The 19541-nt window shown below is 66.7% G+C and carries 19 protein-coding genes and 2 pseudogenes; 7 read left to right on the top strand and 14 right to left on the bottom strand.

Annotation, left to right across the window (positions count from 1 at the left end; translation table 11 throughout):
• The first annotated feature begins 165 nt into the window (after positions 1–165).
• Complete coding sequence (gene ephH / locus NC4_RS27795) at positions 166–1020, top strand: epoxide hydrolase EphH (protein WP_067544037.1); 855 nt, start codon at positions 166–168, stop codon at positions 1018–1020.
• Between the two features lie 115 nt (positions 1021–1135).
• On the opposite strand, the gene ulaA is transcribed toward ephH, so the two are convergent.
• On the bottom strand, positions 1136–2674 hold the full coding sequence (gene ulaA / locus NC4_RS27790; protein WP_067544035.1) for a PTS ascorbate transporter subunit IIC: 1539 nt from the start codon (positions 2672–2674) through the stop codon (positions 1136–1138).
• 12 nt (positions 2675–2686) lie between these two features.
• A pseudogene (locus tag NC4_RS27785) lies at positions 2687–3529 on the bottom strand (PTS sugar transporter subunit IIAB).
• Positions 3530–3672: 143 nt separating this feature from the next.
• Between NC4_RS27785 and NC4_RS43300 the strand changes: the two are divergent.
• Positions 3673–3825: pseudogene (locus tag NC4_RS43300) on the top strand (SAM-dependent methyltransferase); the annotation flags it as partial.
• A gap of 13 nt (positions 3826–3838) precedes the next feature.
• On the opposite strand, the gene NC4_RS43295 reads toward NC4_RS43300, so the two are convergent.
• The 8 genes from NC4_RS43295 to NC4_RS27745 form a co-directional block, all read right to left on the bottom strand.
• Positions 3839–4813: an AMP-binding protein gene (locus tag NC4_RS43295; protein ID WP_067544033.1), complete on the bottom strand. Its 975-nt coding sequence runs from the start codon at positions 4811–4813 to the stop codon at positions 3839–3841.
• Positions 4810–5688: an SDR family oxidoreductase gene (locus NC4_RS27775; protein WP_067544031.1), complete on the bottom strand. Its 879-nt coding sequence runs from the start codon at positions 5686–5688 to the stop codon at positions 4810–4812. Before NC4_RS27775 ends, NC4_RS43295 begins: the two co-directional genes overlap by 4 nt.
• Before the next feature lie 46 nt (positions 5689–5734).
• A complete protein-coding gene (locus tag NC4_RS27770; protein ID WP_245721965.1) occupies positions 5735–6619 on the bottom strand; it encodes an alpha/beta fold hydrolase in 885 nt (294 codons plus the stop codon).
• Between the two features lie 103 nt (positions 6620–6722).
• Positions 6723–7988 carry an acyl-CoA dehydrogenase family protein gene (locus tag NC4_RS27765; RefSeq protein WP_067544029.1) on the bottom strand — a complete coding sequence of 422 codons (1266 nt, stop codon included), beginning with the start codon at positions 7986–7988 and terminating at the stop codon, positions 6723–6725.
• A 24-nt stretch (positions 7989–8012) separates the two neighbouring features.
• Positions 8013–8891, bottom strand: a complete 879-nt coding sequence (locus NC4_RS27760) for an SDR family oxidoreductase (RefSeq protein WP_067544028.1) — start codon at positions 8889–8891, stop codon at positions 8013–8015.
• A gap of 31 nt (positions 8892–8922) precedes the next feature.
• On the bottom strand, positions 8923–9783 hold the full coding sequence (locus NC4_RS27755) for a MaoC/PaaZ C-terminal domain-containing protein (protein ID WP_067544026.1): 861 nt from the start codon (positions 9781–9783) through the stop codon (positions 8923–8925).
• Between the two features lie 14 nt (positions 9784–9797).
• Complete coding sequence (locus NC4_RS27750; RefSeq protein ID WP_067544025.1) at positions 9798–10241, bottom strand: type II toxin-antitoxin system Rv0910 family toxin; 444 nt, start codon at positions 10239–10241, stop codon at positions 9798–9800.
• A 38-nt stretch (positions 10242–10279) separates the two neighbouring features.
• A complete protein-coding gene (locus NC4_RS27745) occupies positions 10280–11485 on the bottom strand; it encodes a lipid-transfer protein (protein WP_067544023.1) in 1206 nt (401 codons plus the stop codon).
• A 340-nt stretch (positions 11486–11825) separates the two neighbouring features.
• On the opposite strand from NC4_RS27745, the gene NC4_RS41185 reads away from it, so the two are divergent.
• Entirely contained in the window at positions 11826–13478 is a 1653-nt protein-coding gene (locus NC4_RS41185) for a purine-cytosine permease family protein (RefSeq protein ID WP_067544021.1), read from the top strand.
• Here NC4_RS41185 and NC4_RS27735 read toward each other — a convergent pair.
• Together NC4_RS27735 and NC4_RS27730 are read right to left on the bottom strand one after the other, a co-directional pair.
• Positions 13475–14119 (bottom strand): TetR/AcrR family transcriptional regulator, encoded by a 645-nt coding sequence (locus NC4_RS27735; protein WP_067544018.1) that lies wholly within the window; start codon positions 14117–14119, stop codon positions 13475–13477. The two genes, NC4_RS41185 and NC4_RS27735, sit on opposite strands and share 4 nt — an antisense overlap.
• Positions 14120–14173: 54 nt before the next feature.
• Positions 14174–15001 carry an alpha/beta fold hydrolase gene (locus tag NC4_RS27730; protein WP_067544016.1) on the bottom strand — a complete coding sequence of 276 codons (828 nt, stop codon included), beginning with the start codon at positions 14999–15001 and terminating at the stop codon, positions 14174–14176.
• A gap of 89 nt (positions 15002–15090) precedes the next feature.
• On the opposite strand from NC4_RS27730, the gene NC4_RS27725 reads away from it, so the two are divergent.
• The 4 genes from NC4_RS27725 to NC4_RS27715 all read left to right on the top strand — a co-directional run bounded on the left by NC4_RS27725 (position 15091) and on the right by NC4_RS27715 (position 16741).
• Positions 15091–15744, top strand: coding sequence for a TetR/AcrR family transcriptional regulator (locus NC4_RS27725; RefSeq protein WP_157555262.1), 654 nt, complete (start codon positions 15091–15093; stop codon positions 15742–15744).
• Between the two features lie 19 nt (positions 15745–15763).
• Positions 15764–16168 (top strand): 4a-hydroxytetrahydrobiopterin dehydratase, encoded by a 405-nt coding sequence (locus NC4_RS41835; protein ID WP_218021311.1) that lies wholly within the window; start codon positions 15764–15766, stop codon positions 16166–16168.
• Between the two features lie 31 nt (positions 16169–16199).
• Positions 16200–16409 carry a VOC family protein gene (locus NC4_RS41830; RefSeq protein ID WP_218021315.1) on the top strand — a complete coding sequence of 70 codons (210 nt, stop codon included), beginning with the start codon at positions 16200–16202 and terminating at the stop codon, positions 16407–16409.
• Between the two features lie 95 nt (positions 16410–16504).
• The gene (locus NC4_RS27715) at positions 16505–16741 is read left to right on the top strand and encodes a hypothetical protein (RefSeq protein WP_067544014.1); all 237 of its coding nucleotides are present in this window, start codon (positions 16505–16507) and stop codon (positions 16739–16741) included.
• A 9-nt stretch (positions 16742–16750) separates the two neighbouring features.
• Here the strand turns inward: NC4_RS27715 and NC4_RS27710 are convergent, their stop codons facing one another.
• Both NC4_RS27710 and NC4_RS27705 read right to left on the bottom strand, forming a co-directional pair.
• On the bottom strand, positions 16751–17896 hold the full coding sequence (locus NC4_RS27710) for an MFS transporter (RefSeq protein WP_067544230.1): 1146 nt from the start codon (positions 17894–17896) through the stop codon (positions 16751–16753).
• Positions 17897–18300: 404 nt separating this feature from the next.
• Entirely contained in the window at positions 18301–19518 is a 1218-nt protein-coding gene (locus NC4_RS27705; RefSeq protein ID WP_067544012.1) for an NADP-dependent isocitrate dehydrogenase, read from the bottom strand.
• Between the last annotated feature and the right edge of the window lie 23 nt (positions 19519–19541).

Here is a 19541-nt window from a genome sequence, read left to right as displayed (position 1 = left end):
GCCCAAATCATGCCTCATGCGCCCGCCGTTCCGGTGCCCGGCCGCGCCCAGACACGGCTTGGCCACACCTGTCCGCGACAGGTGATGCATGTCATAGCTCGGTCGTAGAATTCGGCTTATCCACACTTCCCCGCGGACATCGACGTCCAGGAAGGGGTGACGACGATGACGTCCGGCACCACCAAGCCCACCGTCGGCCTCGCGCCCATCAGCGCGCTGCACACCGGCTCCGGTGATCCACTGCTGCTGTTGCACGGGTTCATGATGTCGCCGCACTGCTGGGAGCAGGTCGCGCAGCGCATGGCCGGGCATTGTGAAGTGTTCGCGCCCGCCTTCACCGGGCATTGGGGCGGGCCCGATTTCGAGGGCTGGTATCTGGACGTCAGCCTGCTGGCCGACAGGATCGAGGATCAGCTCGACGAGATGGGCTGGCGCACCTGCCATATCGCCGGGAATTCGCTGGGCGCCTGGGTCGGGTTCGAGCTCGCGCGCCGCGGCCGGGCCCGCACGCTCACCGCCATCGCGCCCGCGGGCGGCTGGAAGAACCCGTCCGCCTTGCAGTTCCGGGTCGGGTTGAAGTTCCTGTCGCTGGTGCCGTTCGTGGAGATCGGCAAGCTGCTGCCGCCCGCCATCGCCTACAGCGCGCCGGTGCGGCTGGCGGCGGCGCTCATCCTCAGCAAGAACACCTCGGCCGCGCCGCGCCGCGGTATCGAGGCCGCCATCACCTCGGCGCTGCACTGCAAGGCCATGCTGCCCATGCTGGCGGGCGAGCTGCGCGCACCCGGGCTGGAGGATATGTCCACCCTGCGGGTGCCGGTGCGGCTGCTCATGTGCGAGAACGACCGGGTCATCCCGAATCGCGCGTACGCCAAGCGCTTCCTGCAGGAGCTGCCCGATTCCGCCGATCGCATCCTGATCCACGATGTCGGGCATGTGCCCATGCTGGAGGCGCCGGACCGCATCGCGACCTTGATCGCCGAACACGTCTACGCCAGCCGCACCCGCCTGCGCGCGGTGTAGGCGCACGCGGGCCACACCCGCCTCCCCCGGCATTTCGAGGCGCTTCGGCCGGAATCCGCCTGCGGCGACGGTGGATACCGGCCGAGAGAGTGCGCCGGGACGACCCGGGTCGGTGTCACTCCGGTGGCGGCGGGGGCGGAGCGCCCTGCGGGACAGGGATCTTCGCATAGGACGTCAGGCCCGCCTGCGTGATCGGCGCGGCGCTCTCCTCGGCGCGGGTGAGGCCGAGCGCCGCATCGCGTGCCGCGCCCGGGTCCCAGCCCGCCGCGACAACCTTGACCTGCACCAGGATCGCGGCGAGCAGGATGACCACGCCGATGCCCAGGCAGACAATGATCGCGCCCGCGCCGCCGAGCTCGGCCGCCACGCCGATGGCCGTACCGAACCAGCCGAAGTCGGCATCGCCGAAGGTGGTGTTCTCGTCGCCGAAGGGGCCCAGCACCTTCAGCAGAATGGCGGGCAGGAATGTGATCAGCACGCCGTTCACGAATGCGCCCGCCACCGCGCCGCGCCGCCCGCCGGTCGCATTGCCGTAGACCCCGGCCGCGCCGCCGGTGAAGAAGTGCGGCACCAGACCTGGCAATACCAGTGCGAGCCCGAAGAGCGGATTGAAGATCCAGGTCAGCAATCCCAGGCTGATCAGACCGCCGGTGAAGCTGGACAGAAAGCCGATGAGCACCGCGTTCTGCGCGTACGGGAAGACGATCGGTGCGTCCAGGGCCGGAATCGCGCCGGGCACGACCTTTTCGGCAATCCCCTGGAACGCGGGCACCAGCTCGGCCAGGATGGTGCGTACGCCGAAAAGGATGACCGCCACTGCGATACCGAAGTACAGGCCCTGCTGCACCGCTTTCATCAGGTAGTTGCCGACATTGGCGGCACCGTCCTCGAACGCACCGAACGCGGTGTCCTCGCCTTCCCGGATCAGATACGCGGTGCCGAGCACCAGGTACAGGATGACCATGGACAGCGCGGTCGCCACCATCGAATCCCGCAGGAAGCGCAGCCCTTCCGGCAGATTCATCTCCTCGGTGCTGCGGCTGCGCTTGCCGACGAGCTGGCCGGTGGCGCCCGCCGCGATATAGCCCGCGGTCCCGAAATGCCCGATGGCGACCTCGTCGCCGCCGGTGATCCGCCGCGTCCAGGATTGCGCCAGCGCGGGCAGCGACACCATGGCGACGCCGAGCAGAATGCCGCCGGTGATCACCACGACGGGAGTGGAGAATCCGGCCACCGCCAGCACCATGGTCAGCAGGGTGGCCATGAACAGCATGTGGTGACCGGTCAGGAAGACATAGCGCAGCGGCGTGAAACGGGCCAGCACCAGGCTGATGGCGAAGCCCAGGATCATCAGCCAGGTCACCTGCGCGCCGTATTCCTTCTGCGCGATGGCCACGATCGCCTCATTGGTCGGCACCACGCCGAGCGCGCCCTGGATCATGATGCCGAGGGGTTCCAGCGAGGCCACCACCAGGCCCGCGCCCGCGCCGATGAGCAAGAAGCCCAGCGTCGCTTTGATGGCGCTGCCGATCACCTGCCCGGTGGGCTTGCGCAGGGCGATGAGACCGACGGCGGTGATGATGCCGATCAGATAGGCGGGCTGGCTGAGGATTTCATTGACGATGAACTGGGCAATGGCCAGTACGACATTCATGCTGCCGCCCTCCTAGACATCGAATAGCTCGCGCATGGCGTGGTCGACTTCGGCCGCGCTGGTGAAGTTCTGGATGACGCGCACTGGAATGCCCACGTCCCCCAGGGTTTTCGCGATCTCGCCGGAGGTGAGCACGGCGACCGCCTCACCGGCCTTGCCCTTGGCGGAGATGGTGTCGGTGGCCTCGACGACGATGTACGGGGTCCAGTGCCAGCGGTCCAGGACCTATTCCAGGGTGCTTTTAAGGAACAGGCTGGTGCCGACCCCGTTACCGCAGACGGTGAGGATCTTCATCGGGCCGGACTTCGAGCGTGCAGCGGAATGCGGTGCGGCCGAGTGTGTTTCACCCTTGACGGCCGGAGCACCGGCGGCCGCGGCGGTGCCCGCGGGCGGGGCGGCCGGTTCGGGCGGCGGACCGGCCAGCAGGGCGATCAACTGGCCGGGCGTGCCCACCGCCCGCAGCACCGCATCCGCTCCGGGCTCCACCAGCACCTTGGCCAGCGCCGCCATGGCATCGGTGTGCACCTCGGCATCGGTGGCCGCCAGCGCGACGATCAGATCGACCGGATCGTTCGGGCTGCCGAAGGCGACCGGTTCGCGCAACCGCACCCAGGCCATGCCGGTGCGGTTCACCGCGGGCGACGGCCGGGCGTGCGCGAAGGCGAAACCGGGGGTGATGACGATATACGGACCATTCTCCTCGACATTGCGAATCATCTCGGCGGTGTACTCAGCGGTTGCCACGCCGGTGGCGACCAGCAACTCACCGGCGGCGGCAATGGCCGCGCGCCAGTCGGGGGCACTGCCGTGCAGATCGATTGCTTCCGAAGGGAGGAGGTCCACCAAGGAAGTCATGCCGCGATCTTTGCAGAGGCGAACGACGGCAACCATGAGGCACACCGGGTGACCACGCCCGGGCCTGCGCGAATCCCCTGCCGGAACATGTTCGGTTACTTACGATTACTGGCGAGGCGAAACCTCGGACAGGGGTGATCGATATGACCGACCACGAGCCGGCGGACCAATCGAAGCCGAGCATCGCACGCGTTTACGACTATCTCCTCGGCGGCAAGGACAACTATGCCGTCGACCGGGAGATCGGCGACTACTTCATCAATGATCTGCCCGGCTCGATCGATATCGCCTTCGCCAACCGCAAGGCGCTCATTCGCGCGGTCCGGGCGATCGCCGAGAGCGGCGTGCGGCAGTTCGCAGCGGAACGGGCTTGCCGTCATTGCGCAGCCACGCAACCGCGGTGCCGGTGCGAATGGCCCATTGCACGAGTAGCCGTTTCGGCGTCGATTCCTCCGCGGCCACAATGGCCTCGATCCCGGCCTTGATCTTGTACCAGATGGCGGGCACGCCCAGGAACAGTGTGGGCCGCACCGCGGGCAGCGTGGCGACCAGCTGTTTCGGATCGGCGACCGTGGTGACCTGCACGCCCTCGATCACATTGTTGTAGTGGCAGAACGCCCGGTTGGCCAAGTGCGCGTCGGGCAGATACGACACCACCCGGTCCTCGACATTCGGTGTGATGATCGGTTCCACCGCCGCGAATTCGGCGAGCAGATTGGCATGCGTCAACTCCGCGCCCTTGGGCGCGCCGGTGGTGCCGGAGGTGTAGATGATGGTCAGCAGGTCGTCCGCGCGCACCGCCTGCCAGGTGGCGTCGAAATCGAAGTCGGGGGCGTCCAGCGCGGCCACCTCGTCCAGCGTGCGCGTGCCTTCGACCGGCCCGTCCACGCAGATGATGTGCTGGACCTGACCGGTGGTGTCGGCCGTGCGGACCTTCTCCAGGAACTGGGTCTCGGTGACCACCACCCGGTTGCCCGCATTACCGAACAGATGCGAAACCTGTTCGGCCGTAAAGGTGTTGTAGATCGAGAACGGCGTCGCCCCGGCGTGCAGCACCGCGGTGTCGGCCAGATGGAACTCCGGGATATTGGTGAGCATGATGGCCACCGTGTCGCCCGGCCGCACCCCCAGCGCGGCCAGCCCGGTCGCGAGCGCGCGCACCCGGTCGGCGTACTGCCGCCAGGTGAGGCCGGTCGCGCCGCCGGGGCCCCGGAGCGCGACGCGGTCGGGATGGCGGGCGGCGGTCGCCTGGAAGGCCGCGCACAGGCTCTGGTGCTGGGTCACTGGGGCTCCATTCGAGACTCGCTGTACTGCTTCGGTTTTGAGTTGTCGCCGCGGGCGCGGTCTTCGTAGGCCCGGCGGGCCTCGTGGTCGACATCGTCGAGAAAGGCGTGCGCCAACCCGAATTTGCGCGCCAGGAATTCATTGACCGCCCCGGGCAGGAACTTCTGCGCGGAGACGAGGAGCCCGGCGACCCGGGTGACCGCGATCCGCGGCCGCGGATCGGTAATGAGCCCGGCCACGGCCGCCGCGATGTCCTCCGGCTCGGCGTTCTTCAACCCCTTCGCGCCATTAGTGCCCGCGATGAGTTCAGTATTGGTGAACGTCGGCAGCACCGAGGCGAAATACACACCGCTGTACCGGTATTCGATGCGCAGCGAATCGGTGAGCGACAGCACCGCCGCCTTACTGGCGCAGTAGGTCGCCAGCCCCGGCGTCGGCGTCTCCCCCGCCAGCGAGGCGATATTGACGACCGTGCCGGTGCCGCGCCGCACCATGCGCCGCGCGGCCAGCTTGCTGCCCAGGATCACGCCGTAGACATTGATGTCGAGAATGCGCCGGGTCACCTGCTCGGTCTCGTCCACGAACGGATTCGCGGGCATGATTCCGGCATTGTTGACCAGCACGTCCAACGGCCCCAGCCGCCGCTCCACCTCGTCCAGAAACGCCGTGAAGGACTCCGCATCGGTCACATCGAGCCGCCCGTACACCTCGAGCCCCAGCTCCGCCCCCGCCTCCTTGACCTTCGCTTCGTCCACATCCCCGATGGCGACCAGCGCACCGCGATCGCGCAGCAGCTTCGCGGTGGCGAAGCCGATCCCGCGCGCGCCGCCGGTGATCACCACGAACTTGCCGGATATGGTTGCGGCCGAACTCATTTCGCCTCCTTATCGGTGCTCGCGCGCGGGCCGGTGAGCGGGCCCGTCATCCTGTTTTCTCCTCCTGGCCGCCCACCCGCTCGTGCAGACCGACCAGGAATCGGGTCACCTCGTCGGGGACGTCGAGTTGGGGGCAGTGGCCCGCTTTCGGCAGTACGATCAGCTCGCTGCCGGGCAGCAGGGCATGCAGTTCGCGGCTGGCCGCCACCGGGATGATGCGGTCCTTGGCGCCGTGGACGACGAGTACCGGACAGGAAACAGTCGAATCGCCCCGTGCGGGCGGGTTTTCGAGTGCGTACCGGTTGGCATCGCGGGCCCGTTCCATAGCGGCGGCCATGGTCGGCATGGAACGGACGGCCGTTGCGAGGAAGTCCGGATCGGCGGCGAAACCCGGGCCGTACACCAGCTTCTCAGCCCCGAAGCGAACCACCCGCTGCACCACCCGATCGGGTACCGGCAGCGCGGCCAGGATCCCAAGGACTCGGGTGTAATCCCGCCGCCGTGCCAGGCGCGCCAGCCAGTGGCGAGCGAACAACGGCTCGTCCAGCGTGAGCAGGGCGAGCACGCGGTGGTCGCGGTCGCGCGCCGCCGCCCGCCGCGCCGTCACGGCGCCCAGCGAGTTCCCGGCCAGCACGACGGGACCGTGCGCGGCGACGAGCGCGTCGGCGAAGGCGTCGAATTGCGGATTGAGCGGACCGGACCGGCGGGCCTCGGCCAGCCCGAACCCGGGCAGGTCCACGGCAATGGCGCGGCGACCGGCCACCGCGAACCGCGTCAGCACGCCGCGCCAGGTGTCGGCACTGTCGGCATAGCCGTGCAGCAGCACGATCGCCGGTCCCGCGCCCTCGACGGACAGCTCGCGGGTCCGCACCCCGGCGTAGACGGCGGTGGATTCGGCGATCAGGCCGCGATCGGATGGCGCCATTGCCATGCTCCCAACCTTTCGGTGCGACAGATGTTTCGATCACACGTGAGCAGCCGCCCGCCGGAAGCGGGCGGCTGCGGACGACGGCAGACCGCCGGTGACAGTTCGCTCACTGCGAGAGAAGTCCCTTGGCGACGTGGGTCACCTGGATTTCATTGGAACCGGCGTAAATCATCAAGGACTTGGCGTCGCGGGCGAGCTGTTCGACCCGGTACTCGGTCATGTAGCCGTTGCCGCCGAAGAGTTGCACGGCCTCCATGGCCACGTCGGTGGCGGCTTCGGAGGAGTACAGCTTGATGGCCGAGGCTTCGGCCAGCGAGAGCTGTTTACCGGCGCGGGCCCGCTCGAGGGCGTTGAACACCATGTTCTGCACATTGATTCGCGCGACCTCCATCTTGGCGAGCTTGAGCTGCACCAGCTGGAAGCGGCCGATCTCCTGGCCCCACAGCTTGCGGTTCTTGGCGTAATCGACACACAGCCGGTGGCATTCGTTGACGATGCCCAGCGCCATGAAGGCCACGCCGAGCCGTTCGGCGGTGAAAGACGAACGGGCGCTTTCGCGTCCATCGCCGCCCTTGTGCTCCTCGGTCTCGCCGAGCAGGCGGTCCTTGGACAGGCGCACATTGTCGAAGAACAGTTCGCCGGTGGGCGAGGCGTGCAGGCCCATCTTCTTGAACGGTTTGCCCTGGGTGAGGCCCTCCATGCCCTTGTCGAGCACGAAGGTGAGCACCTTGCGGTCACGCTTGTCGACCGATGCGTCGCCCTCGTCGAGCTTGGCGTAGACCACCATCACATCGGCGAAGGGGCCGTTGGTGATGAAAGTCTTCTGGCCGTTGAGGATGTAGTCCTCGCCGTCGCGCCGGACGTAGGTCTTCATGCCGCCGAAGGCATCCGAGCCCGAATCGGGTTCGGTAATGGCCCAGGCCGCGACCTTGTTCATGGTCACGATGTCGCGCAGCCAGCGCTCCTTCTGGGCGAGGGTGCCGCGGGACATGATGGTGGTCGCGCCCAAGCCGATGGACACGCCCATGGCGGTCACCAGGCCCATGCACACGCCCGACAGCTCGCTGATGAGCACGGCCATCATGGATTCCTGGCCGCCCATGAGGCTGTCGCCGGACTTCTTGTCCGGCTTCTCCGGCAGCGGCTCCCCAGCAGCGAGCGCCTCCTCCTTGGCGCGCTGCTTGGCCAGCATCTTGTCGACGATCTCGCCCGTCATGACGTCGATCCCGAACTCGCTGAACAGCTTCCGGATGACCGGATACGGCTCCATCTCGCCGCTGTCGAGCGCGTCGAGATGCGGGCGGACCTCTTTCTCGATGAAACCGCGCACCGCGTCGCGGATCATCTCATCGGTCTCGGACCATTCGAACATCGTTGTTCTCTCGTGCGATTCGGATCAGGGCAGCCGCGCGGCGATATCGTCGATCAGCCACGGGCCTTCGGTCTCGATGGTCTTGACGTCGTGCCAGCCCGCCAGTTCGGAGATGGCGCCGCCCTGCACCGCGAACACCTTGCCGGTGACCGGGCACTTCTCGGTGGCCAGATAGGCGACCAGCGGGGAGATATTGGCGGGGCTGAAGGCGTCGAAGCCGCCCTCTTCGACCGCGTCCGCCTCGGCGGCCATCATCGCACCCATACCCGGCGTGGCCAGGGTCAGACGCGTCCGGGCAATGGGCGCGATGGCATTCACGCGCACGCCGTAGCGGGCCAGCTCATCCGCGGCGACCAGGGTGAGGGCGGCGATACCGGCCTTGGCCGCGCCGTAGTTGCCCTGCCCGGCATTCGGCACCGTGGTGCCCGAGGCCGAGGCGGTATTGATGACCGCGGCAGTGGGCTGATTGCCCGCCTTGGACTGGTCCTTCCAGTACCCGGCGGCATGCCGCAGCACGGCGGCATGCCCCTTGAGGTGCACGGCCACCACGGAATCCCACTGCGCCTCGTCCATGCCCGCGAGGAAGGCGTCGCGCAGGATGCCCGCATTGTTGACCACGATGTCGAGGCGGCCGAACTCGGAAACCGCCTGCTCGATCAGGCCCTTCGCGCCCTCCCAGTCCGCGATATTGTCGGTGTTCGCGACCGCGCGCCCCCCTGCGGCGACGATCTCGTTCACGACTTCCTGCGCGGGACCGACATCGGCGCCCTCACCGGAGTTGTTGCCGCCGAGGTCGTTCACCACGACCGCGGCGCCCTCCCGGGCGAACAGCAGCGCGTGCTCGCGCCCGATTCCGCGTCCCGCGCCGGTGATGACGGCGACCCGCCCCTCCAGTGCACCCATGTTCTGCTCCTCTGTGAATCCGAAAGTGTGGTCAGTCCGAGATGACGGCCAGGCCGTCGGTCAGCACCAGATCGCCGCCGCGCCCGGTCTCGAACATGTAGGTGGTGGCGCCGTTGTCGCTGTTCTTGCGCCAGATCCGGGTCTCCAGGTCGTCACCGGGGAAGACCATCTTGGAGAAGCGGACCGCGAATCGCCGCAGCCGGTGCACATCCGAGCCCGCGACCTCGGCGAGGACACCCCACGAAGACATCGCCATGGTGCACAGGCCGTGCGCGATGATGCCGGGCAGACCGGCATACTTGGCCACCTGATCGTCCAGGTGCAGCGGCACCGGATCGCCCGAGGCGGGGGAATAACGGAACGTCTGGTCATCGTCGACATGCGCGGAAACCGCTGCCAGCGGCGACTTCTCGGCCAGCTCCTTGTCGAACCGGTGCGCCGGGGCGCCCTCGCCGACCAGCGGGCCCGCATTCACATTCCGGAAGAAGGCGGTCAGGTACTGCTCGTTGACCAGTTCCCCGTCCTCCGTACGGCATTCGATGAGGATGGTGATGGTGGAGCCATTGTCCTTGCCCTCGTAGCCGATGGCCTTGGCGCGCGAGACCAGCTTGTCACCGGGCCGGATGGGCCGGTGGAAGTGGAAGTCCTGCTCGCCGTGCACGACCCGGCCGAAGATGGACATCGGCACCACGTCGATGACCGGCACCATCATGGCCTCGAACACCGGGACGATGGCGAAGACCGGATTGGCGATATCGCCCTTCAGGTGCGCCTCGATGGGATCGTTGGTGGCGGCGGCGTATTCGGCCAGCCGCTCCCGGGTGACCTCGAATCGCTCGTCGTCACACCAGATTCCGAGCCCGTCGCGATCGAATTCGATCGGCTCGCCCATCGCGCCTTGTCCTCTCACCGGCGTGCCGCCGTGGCGACGGAATCGAGCGCGGCGAGGGTCTTGTCCAGCTGGTTCAGGCCGTCCTTCTCGACCGCCTTGCCGAGCGCGCCCTTGATGAGCGCGCCCTCGAAGTCACCGGAGACGGAGAACGCGCTGCCGCCGTCGACAGGCTGGATGTCGAAGGTGAACTGCACCTTCACACCGGCCATACCGGTGCCGCTGAGCACCATCTTGTTCGGGGTCTCGACGCTCTCGACCACCCACTCGATCTTGTTGGCCATGCCGAGCATGACGATCTTGGCGACCAGCTTGGCGCCGGGGGTCAGGGTGGCGGGTGGCTCGTCGATCCAGCGCTCGTGGATGGAGAACCACTTGTCCCAGGTCTGCGGATCGGAGACGACGGCCCACAAGGCCTCGGGGCTGGCGTTCAGATTCTTGCTGGCTTCGATGTGACCCATGGTCGATTCCTTCGGATGAGGTTGGGCGGGAATGCGATTCAGCGCTCTGCGCGCTGGTAGGCGGTGACGACGGCCGCGCCGCCGAGCCCGATATTGTGCTGGAGGGCGGCGGTGACGTTGTCGACCTGCCGCTTGTCGGCGGTGCCGCGCAGCTGCCAGGTGAGCTCACTGCACTGCGCCAGACCGGTCGCGCCGAGCGGATGCCCCTTGGAAATCAGCCCTCCGGAAGGGTTCACGACCCACTTGCCGCCATAGGTGGTCGCGCCGGCGTCGATGAGCTTCCCGGCCTCGCCCTCCTTGCAGAGTCCAAGCGCCTCGTACAGCAGCAGCTCATTGGCGGAGAAGCAGTCGTGCAGCTCGATGACCTGGAAGTCCTCCGGGCCGAGACCCGCTTGCGCATAGACCTTTTCGGCGGCCTGGACGTTCATGTCGTAGCCGATGAGATTCTTGGCGGTGCCGTCGAAGGTGGACCGGAAATCGGTGGTCATGGTCTGCCCGACGATCTCCACCGCCTGCGCGGCCAGATCGTGCCGGTCCACGAACTCCTCGCTGGCCAGGATGACCGCGCCGGAGCCGTCGGAGGTCGGCGAGCACTGCAGCTTGGTGAGCGGGTTGTAGATCATCCGCGAGCCCAGGATGTCGTCGAGCGAATACTCGTCCTGGAACTGCGAATACGGGTTGTTCACCGAGTGCTTGTGGTTCTTGTAGCCGATCTTGGCGAAGTGCTCGGCGGTGGTGCCGTACTTCTCCATATGCTCGCGCCCGGCCGCGTCGAACATCCACGGGGCAACGGGGAACAGCACTTCGGAGATCTCGGCGAGGGCCATGATGTGCTTGGCCATCGGCTGCTCACGGTCGTCCCAGGTGGAACCGAGCGAGCCCGGCTGCATCTTCTCGAAACCCAGTGCCAGGGTGCAGTCCGCCAGCCCGCCCCGAATCGCCTGCGCCGCAAGGTAGAGCGCGGTCGATCCTGTGGAGCAGTTGTTGTTGACGTTCACCACCGGAATACCGGTCATGCCCAGCTCGTACACCGCGCGCTGACCGGAGGTGGACTCGCCGTAGACGTATCCGACGTACGCCTGCTCGATCTCGCGGTAGTCGATCCCGGCATCGGCGAGCGCCTTGGTCCCCGACTCGCGGGCCATATCCGGGTAGTCCCAGTCGCTGCCGTCTTCGTTCTTGCGCCGCCCCGGCTTTTCGAACTTCGTCATGCCGACGCCGACGACGTAGACCTTGTTCGTCATCGAACTCCCTCACAGATGCGTGGCCGATCCACCGGACCGGATTGCGCACAAACATACAGTTCTACATGTAAGTGCACAAGACACGGGGAAGAATAGCCCCCTGATCTCCACTAATCCAACGGTCAACGCATCAAGATCGAACATACATCCAGACGTGTATGTTACCTGGCAACGCCTGTGGCCGCCTCCGGTACGCCCGCGGGTAACTGATAAATATGAGGTGCGACACTCGTGAGGCCGCCGTAACGGCGACGTAATCGATCGGCAATTGGCCGGGTACATCCGTGGACCAAGTTCAAATGGTTGCTTTGCACGCTGTGAGGTTTGACGGGAGTAGCACGTGGTTGATGTCGATACCCGCTCGACGAGTTCCGATGGAATAGCCGCGGCGAAGGAGACTTTGGAGGACTACACCCTCCGCTTCGCGCCGCGCAGTTACCGGAAGTGGAGTCCGGCCGTGGTCGGAGTCTCCGCCCTCGGCGGTATCGCGTACCTGGCGGACTTCGCCATCGGCGCGAATATCGGAATTGCCCACGGAACCGGAAACGCCCTGCTCGGCATAGGTATTTTCGCGATTGTCGTCATGCTGACCGGGTTTCCGCTCGCCTATTACGCGGCGCGCTACAACCTCGATCTCGACCTGATCACGCGCGGTAGCGGATTCGGCTACAACGGATCGATCATCACGAATGTGGTGTTCGCCTCGTTCACCTTCATCTTCTTCGCGCTCGAAGGCTCCATCATGGCGCAGGGCCTGGAATTGGGGCTCGGAATACCGCTCTGGCTGGGCTATCTGGCCTCCACGCTCATCATCTTCCCGGTGGTCATCTACGGCATGAACACCCTCGCGACATTGCAGGTCTGGACGACTCCGCTGTGGTTGCTGCTGATGGTGCTGCCCTTCGGATTCCTGCTGGTGCGGCACCCGGATTCGGTGTCGAACTTCTTCGCCTACGGCGGTGAGAACGGCGCGGGCGTGAGCATTTCCGGCACCCTGCTGGCCGCGGGCGTATGCCTGTCGCTCATCGCACAGATCGCCGAGCAGATCGACTACCTGCGCTTCATGCCGCCCAAGACGCCCGAGAACAAGGGCAAGTGGTGGGGCTGGATGCTGCTGGCGGGCCCGGGCTGGGTGCTCTTCGGCGCCGCCAAGCAGGTCGTCGGCCTGTTCCTGGCGGTCTACCTGATCGCGAATCTGCCTGCCGCGCAAGGAATCGCGAATCAGCCGGTGCACCAGTTCCTGGAGATCTACAAGGATATGGTCCCGGGCTGGCTGGCCATGACCCTCGCGGTGGTGCTGGTGGTCATCTCGCAGATCAAGATCAACGTCACCAATGCCTACTCCGGTTCGCTGGCCTGGACCAACTCCTACACCCGGGTCACCAAGAACTATCCGGGCCGCCTGGTCTTCCTGGCCGTGAACCTGGTGATCGCCCTGGTTCTCATGGAAGCCAACATGTTCGACTTCCTGAACAATATCCTCGGCTTCTACGCCAACTGCGGCATTGCCTGTATCGTCACCGTCGCAACGGATATCGCCATCAACAAGTACGTGCTGAAGATCTCGCCCAAGGTGCCGGAGTTCCGCCGCGGCATGCTCTACGACTGGAATCCGGTGGGCCTCATCGGCTTCGGGCTCTCCGCGGTGCTGTCGATCATGACCTTCTTCGGCCTGTTCGGCGACCTGCTGAAGCCGTACTCCCCCATTGTGGCCGTGGTCGTGGCCTTCGTCGCCACCCCGCTCACCGCCATTCTCACCAAGGGCAAGTACTACCTGCGCCGCAGCGACGACGGCATCGACCTGCCGCTATTCGACGAGCACGGCAACCCGTCCGGCGACACGCTGACCTGCGTCGCCACCGGCCTGGACTTCGAGCGCCCGGACATGATCGCCTCCGCGGTCCCCGGCCCCGCAGGCGAGATCCAGTACATCAGCTCACTGGCGCTGGCCACCGACAAGGCGGGCATCCACCTGCTGCCCCGCCAGCACTAGTCGTCGATCCGCAATCCGGACAGCGTCACCTCGGCCGCCCTGCGCAGGTGGACCGAGGCGCGCTGCCACCGGCGATGCGCGCGATCCTTGTCGGGATCGATGAAGTTCGAGACCAGAATGCCGCGCAATGCGTCCATGGCGGTGTAGAGGAAATCGCGAGCGTCCTTGCGGTGCACCTCATCCGGCACGAACCGGGCCAGCGCCATGAGCACCGCGTTATTGACGAACGGCTCCACCTTCTGCATCTCCGCCGCCAGCATGGGATCGGTACGACCGGCCACCCACAGCTCCATGGCCGCGATGAACAGCGGACCTTGATGCAGCTCCCAGAGGTAGTCGAGCACCGCGCCGATCGGATCGTCGCCGGTCTTCACCCGGCCCATCTCCTGCAGGGCCGCCTCGGTCCGGCGCTGCGCGAGATGGCTGATGGCCGCCACCACCAGATCGGTCTTGGACCCGAAGTGATGGACCTGCGCGCCCCGGGTCACGCCCGCGCGCTCGGCGACCCGGGGCGTGGTGGTGCCCGCGTATCCGTACTCCACCAGGCATTCGATGGTGGCGTCCAACAGCCGCACCCGCATCTCGCTGCTGCGCTGTTCCTGCGTGCGACGCGGCGGTTTGGAAACTGCGGACCTGGTCATTCCGCGAATTATACACTTACGTATAGATCTGTATGTCGATGCGCCCGCCGACGCTCACCGCTCCCCCAGCACGGCGCGCAGCGGATCGGCGAACCGGTCCGCGGCTTCGACGAAGCCGATGTGATCGCCCGGGAACAATGTCGGCTCGATACCCAGCGCCGCGGCCAGGGCGCGCGTGGTGCGATCACACTCCTGCCCGGCGGACTCCGCACCGATACCGGCCACGATCCGCACTCCGGACGCACGCAGGGCCGCCACATCCGGTCGCCACCGGGTGGTGGCCCGCAACTCGTGCGCGAACCAACGGCGTTCGTCGGCGAGGACCCGAGGATCGCGATCAGCGCCGAAGATCATCTCCACCATCTCGTCCGGCATGGGAATGTCGGCCTGCCGCATGAACATTCGCCACGCGCCGAGTATGTCACCGCCGAGATAGGCGGCGATCATCCGCTCGGTTCCGGCATGCAGCTGCTCCCGGTCGTCCAGCAGCTCGACCAGCGGAGGTTCGTGCGCGATGACGGTGTGGACGCACTCCGGATGCGCCTGTACGAGCGCCAACGCGGTGACCGCGCCGCCGCTGGAGCCGAATACCGCCGCGGGGCCGAGTCCGAGATGATCCAGCAGCCGCCCCAGATCGTCCGCGCGCAACTCCGGCGTGGAGTCCTGCTCCGGATCGTCGAGCACACTGCGGTGCATACCGCGCGGATCGGTGGTCAGCACCGTGTGGTCGGCGGGCAGCAGATCGGCCAGGGGCGCGAAGGAATCCGCGTCCATGGGCGCCCCGACCAGGGCCACCAGCGGACCCTGTCCGCGCACCTCGTAATGCAGCCGCACCCCCGGGATCCGGAGCTTCCGGGCGGAGACAGTGGGAATTCGAGTCATCGCATCTCCTCGAGCGAGCCAGTAACTGAACTGAACAGTACAGGACAGTTGAACTGTACACAACGGTTAAGTTGTGCTTAGCTATCTCCGTGGCCCGAGAATTCACCCGCTCCCAGCCCCCGTCCGGCAAGCGCGCCGAGCGCAGCCGCGAGGCGATCGTGTCGGCGGCTCGTGAACTGTTCACCAGCAAGGGATTCGACATCGGCATGGACGCCATCGCCGTCGCCGCGGGCGTCTCCAAGGTGACCGTCTACAACCACTTCCCCAGCAAGGAAGACCTGTTCACCGAGGTCGTCGGCCAGGCCATGGATGAGGCCCGCGCCGATCTCGCCGAAGTCCGCGCCGAATTCACCGCGCACACCGACCCGCGCACCGCCCTGATGCGCACCGCCCGCACCCTGATCGCCACCGCCACCGACCCGGGCCGCCTGGCCCTGCGCAACCTCGTCACCGGTGAGCTGCACCGCTTTCCGGCCCTGGGGCCCGCCTATTTGCGGCGCGGTCCCGCGGAATCCGGCGCGGCCCTGGGAGAACTGCTCGACGATCTGCGCAGGCGCGGCCAGCTGACCATTCCCGATATGGAAGTGGCCATCCTGCAATTCTTCAGCCTGACCATCTACCCCCATCTGATCGTGGGTTCGCTCGGCTCCGCCCTGCCCCCGGAGCTGGCCGATCGACTGCTCACCGAGGGCGTGGACACCTTCCTGAGCCGATACCGGGAATCACACGAGACCCGTAGCTGATCCTGCGAGGATGAGCCGCATGACCAAACTGACCGGAAAGCAGATCGCGGACGAAGGACTGAAGGGCTGGGCCCATCTGCTCGACGGACTGCAAACCCGCATCCGCACAGGGAATTTCGCCACCGGGCTGGCCCTCGTCGATACCATCGGCGCGGCCGCCGAGGAGATGAACCACCACCCCGATCTGAACCTCCGCTACGGCCACCTCGACGTACGGCTCACCACCCACGACGAAGGCGGCGTCACCGAGCTCGACATTCGTTTCGCCCGAACCATTTCCGCGCTCGCGGCCGAAGCCGGTGCGGTGCTCGGATCCGCCGCCGCGACCCGGCTCGAACTCGCCCTGGACACACCGTCACCGGAGTCCGTTCTCCCCTTCTGGGCCGCAGTCCTCGGCCCCCTCGGGGCAGGACGAGAGCGATGAAATCCGCGACCCGAGCGACGCACTGCCGACCGTGTGGTTCCAGCCCTCGGGCAGCGAGGAGCCGCGCCAGCGCTGGCATCCGGACATCTGGATCGAGCCCGCCCAGGTCGAGCCGCGCATTGCCGCCGCGATCGCGGCGGGAGGCAGAGTCGTCAGCACCGAGTCGGCGCCGAGTTTCTGGGTGCTGGCCGATCCGGAAGGCAACCACGTCTGCCTGTGCACCTGGCAGGAACGGTCCTGACCGGAAACTACGGGCAACAAGATTGGGGGCGTGCCCCGCGCCCGGGTCCCGATTAGCGTGTCGGCTGATCCGAAACACGAACCAGGAGTTGCCGAATGCGCCGTTCGACGCTGAAAGTCATTGCCGCCGTTGGTATCAGCCTTGCAGCCGGGGTAGGTTCCGCGCAGGCCGCGCCGGGCGGGGTCCCGCTCGAACTCGCGCCGAGCGCCCAGGCCGATCCCGTTGGCGCGCAACCGGCTCCCATCGTCGGCGTCTACCCCGAGACGGGCTCCGCCAAAGCCCTGTCCTGCCTGGTGGCCACGCTGTCCGCCGGTGCGAAGTTCTGCATCTAGCGCCGCGCGCTAGGCGCGAGCACTCCCCCGCCGGGCGATCGCGACGGTGACGGTGAACAGCGCGGTGCCCACCACTGCCAGCACCGCGCCCACCGCCGCGGGCGCGGTGTAGCCGAGCCCCGCCGCGATCACCACGCCACCGAGCCAGGCGCCCGCCGCATTGGCAATGTTCAATGCGGCGTGGTTGAGGGCGGCTGCGAGCGTCTGGGCATCGTGCGCGACATCCATGAGCCGGGTTTGCAGGCCGGGCGCCAGCGCCGCGCCGGACGCGCCGATCAGGAAGGCGCCCACGGCCGCGGTGTACGGATTGTGCGCCGCCGCAACGAATCCCGCCAGAATCACGATCATCGAGATCATGGCGATGAAGATGGCGCGATCCACGCCGCGATCGGCGAGCACGCCGCCGAGGATATTGCCCGCCACCATGCCCAGGCCGAACAGCATGAGCACGATCGGCACCAGGCCCAACCTCATCCCGGCCACATCGGTCAGGGTCGTGGTGATGTAGGTGTAGACGGCGAACATGCCGCCGAAGCCCACCGCTCCCACGAGCAGGGTCAGCAGCACCTGCGAGCGGCGCAGCGCGCCCAGTTCGGTCCGCGGATCGGTGAGGCGAATCCCGTGCAACTCCGGAACGAATCGGGCAATGGCCGCGACGGTCGCGATACCGATAACGGCGACCACCACGAAAGCGTCCCGCCAGCCCAGATGCTGGCCCAGCCAGGTGGCCGCGGGAACGCCGACGACATTGGCGGCGCTCAGCCCCAGCATAACGGCGGCAACCGCCTTGGCCCGCTGGCCCACCGGAGCCAGCGTCGCCGCCGCCAGCGAGGCCACACCGAAGTACGCACCGTGCGGCAGCCCGGCGACGAACCGCGCAACCGTCAGCGTCGCGAAGGTGGGCGCCACCACCGTGGCCGCATTACCCAGCGTGAACGCCACCATCAACGCCATCAGCAGCCGCTTGCGCGGCACCCGCGCGCACAGCGCCGCGATCACCGGCGCACCCACGACCACACCCAGCGCGTACGCCGAAACAGCATGCCCCGCAGTAGGTTCGGACACCTTCATGGCGGCCGCGATATCCGGCAGCAACCCCATGGTCACGAATTCGGTCGTCCCGATCCCGAATCCACCCAGCGCCAGCGCCAACATGGCGGGCACATGCCAGCTGTCCCGCACCGGGGCAGCGCTCGACGCGCCCTCGACGGGCGCGGACACGACAGCAGCTTCGGACCCGGATTTCACCACGACCAATCGCAACACTCCAGCGATCCCCCGCGATACCCCGCGGCACGGTGATCCCACTCACGACAACCTCGGAAAACAGTTCGGGCACCCGCCCGCTCACCGATTCGGTGAGGGCAGGTGCCCGGAATGTGTGCGGCGGGATGGTCCCGGCCGGGACGATCGGTCCCGGCCGCCATCATTCGCCGCTGCGGCGCTGTTCACGTGCAATCAGCGCTTGCGCACCCGCCGAGGATGCGCGGGAGGGAAACCCTCGAGATCCGCTCCTGGGGTTTCAGGGGTGAAACCCCTGAGAGCCCCCGAGAGTTGGGCTATCGCAGTTCGCGCGCCAGGTTGGCGTCCAGCACACCCAGGAATTCCTCGGTGGTCAGGTAGCCCTGGTCCCCGCCGACCAGCAGTGCGAGGTCCTTGGTCATCTGGCCGTCCTCGACGGTCTTGATGACGACGTCCTCGAGGGTCTGGGCGAAGCCGATGACCTCGGGGGTGTTGTCCAGCTTGCCGCGATGCGCCAGGCCACGGGTCCACGCGAAGATCGAGGCGATCGGGTTGGTGGAGGTGGGCTTGCCCTGCTGGTGCTGGCGGTAGTGCCGGGTGACGGTGCCGTGCGCGGCCTCGGCCTCACAGGTGCGGCCGTCCGGGGTCAGCAGCACGGAGGTCATCAGACCCAGCGAGCCGAAGCCCTGCGCCACGGTGTCGGACTGCACGTCGCCGTCGTAGTTCTTACAGGCCCAGACGTAGCCGCCCTCCCACTTGAGCGCGGAGGCGACCATATCGTCGATGAGGCGGTGCTCGTAGGTCAGACCGGCCGCGTCGAACTCGTCCTTGAACTCGGTCTGGTACACCTCTTCGAAGGTGTCCTTGAACATGCCGTCGTAGGCCTTGAGGATGGTGTTCTTGGTCGACATGTACACCGGGTAGTTCTGCTGCAGGCCGTAGTTCAGCGAGGCCCGCGCGAAGTCCCGGATGGACTCCTGGAAGTTGTACATGCCCATCACCACGCCGCCGTCCTCCGGCATGCGCACGACCTCGTGCTGGATCGGCTCGGAGCCGTCCTCCGGCGTGAAGGTCAGGGTGACGGTGCCCGCCTGGTGCACCTTGAAATCGGTGGCGCGGTACTGGTCACCGAAGGCGTGACGGCCGATGATGATCGGCTTGGTCCAGCCCGGAACCAATCGCGGAACATTGGAGATGATGATCGGCGCGCGGAAGATCGTGCCGCCGAGGATGTTGCGGATGGTGCCGTTGGGCGACCGCCACATCTTCTTCAGGCCGAACTCCTCGACGCGGGCCTCGTCGGGGGTGATCGTCGCGCACTTGACGCCGACGCCGTGCTTCTTGATGGCATTGGCCGCGTCGATCGTGATCTGATCGTCGGTCTTGTCGCGGGCCTCGATGCCGAGGTCGTAGTACTCGAGGTTCACATCGAGATACGGATTGATCAGCTTGTCCTTGATGAACTGCCAGATAATCCGGGTCATCTCGTCGCCGTCAAGTTCGACGACGGTGCCTTCAACCTTGATCTTGGACATGGATCTTCGTGTCCTCCTAGGAA

The organism is Nocardia crassostreae (assembly GCF_001613405.1).
In the GTDB taxonomy this organism is placed as follows: domain Bacteria; phylum Actinomycetota; class Actinomycetes; order Mycobacteriales; family Mycobacteriaceae; genus Nocardia; species Nocardia crassostreae.
The sequence above is the reverse complement of the archived record's forward strand: the minus strand, read 5'-3'. Positions and strand labels throughout refer to the sequence as shown.

Coding starts and splice junctions, on each gene's coding strand:
- NC4_RS27745 (WP_067544023.1), bottom strand. CDS start 11,485: ATGACGAACAAGGTCTACGTCGTCGGCGTCGGCATGACGAAGTTCGAA.
- NC4_RS41835 (WP_218021311.1), top strand. CDS start 15,764: ATGACCAAACTGACCGGAAAGCAGATCGCGGACGAAGGACTGAAGGGC.
- NC4_RS27765 (WP_067544029.1), bottom strand. CDS start 7,988: ATGTTCGAATGGTCCGAGACCGATGAGATGATCCGCGACGCGGTGCGC.
- NC4_RS27730 (WP_067544016.1), bottom strand. CDS start 15,001: ATGACTCGAATTCCCACTGTCTCCGCCCGGAAGCTCCGGATCCCGGGG.
- NC4_RS27705 (WP_067544012.1), bottom strand. CDS start 19,518: ATGTCCAAGATCAAGGTTGAAGGCACCGTCGTCGAACTTGACGGCGAC.
- NC4_RS27715 (WP_067544014.1), top strand. CDS start 16,505: ATGCGCCGTTCGACGCTGAAAGTCATTGCCGCCGTTGGTATCAGCCTT.
- NC4_RS27710 (WP_067544230.1), bottom strand. CDS start 17,896: ATGTTGGCGCTGGCGCTGGGTGGATTCGGGATCGGGACGACCGAATTC.
- ephH (WP_067544037.1), top strand. CDS start 166: ATGACGTCCGGCACCACCAAGCCCACCGTCGGCCTCGCGCCCATCAGC.
- NC4_RS27755 (WP_067544026.1), bottom strand. CDS start 9,783: ATGGGCGAGCCGATCGAATTCGATCGCGACGGGCTCGGAATCTGGTGT.
- NC4_RS27770 (WP_245721965.1), bottom strand. CDS start 6,619: ATGGCAATGGCGCCATCCGATCGCGGCCTGATCGCCGAATCCACCGCC.
- NC4_RS27735 (WP_067544018.1), bottom strand. CDS start 14,119: ATGACCAGGTCCGCAGTTTCCAAACCGCCGCGTCGCACGCAGGAACAG.
- NC4_RS27760 (WP_067544028.1), bottom strand. CDS start 8,891: ATGGGTGCACTGGAGGGGCGGGTCGCCGTCATCACCGGCGCGGGACGC.
- NC4_RS27750 (WP_067544025.1), bottom strand. CDS start 10,241: ATGGGTCACATCGAAGCCAGCAAGAATCTGAACGCCAGCCCCGAGGCC.
- NC4_RS27775 (WP_067544031.1), bottom strand. CDS start 5,688: ATGAGTTCGGCCGCAACCATATCCGGCAAGTTCGTGGTGATCACCGGC.
- ulaA (WP_067544035.1), bottom strand. CDS start 2,674: ATGAATGTCGTACTGGCCATTGCCCAGTTCATCGTCAATGAAATCCTC.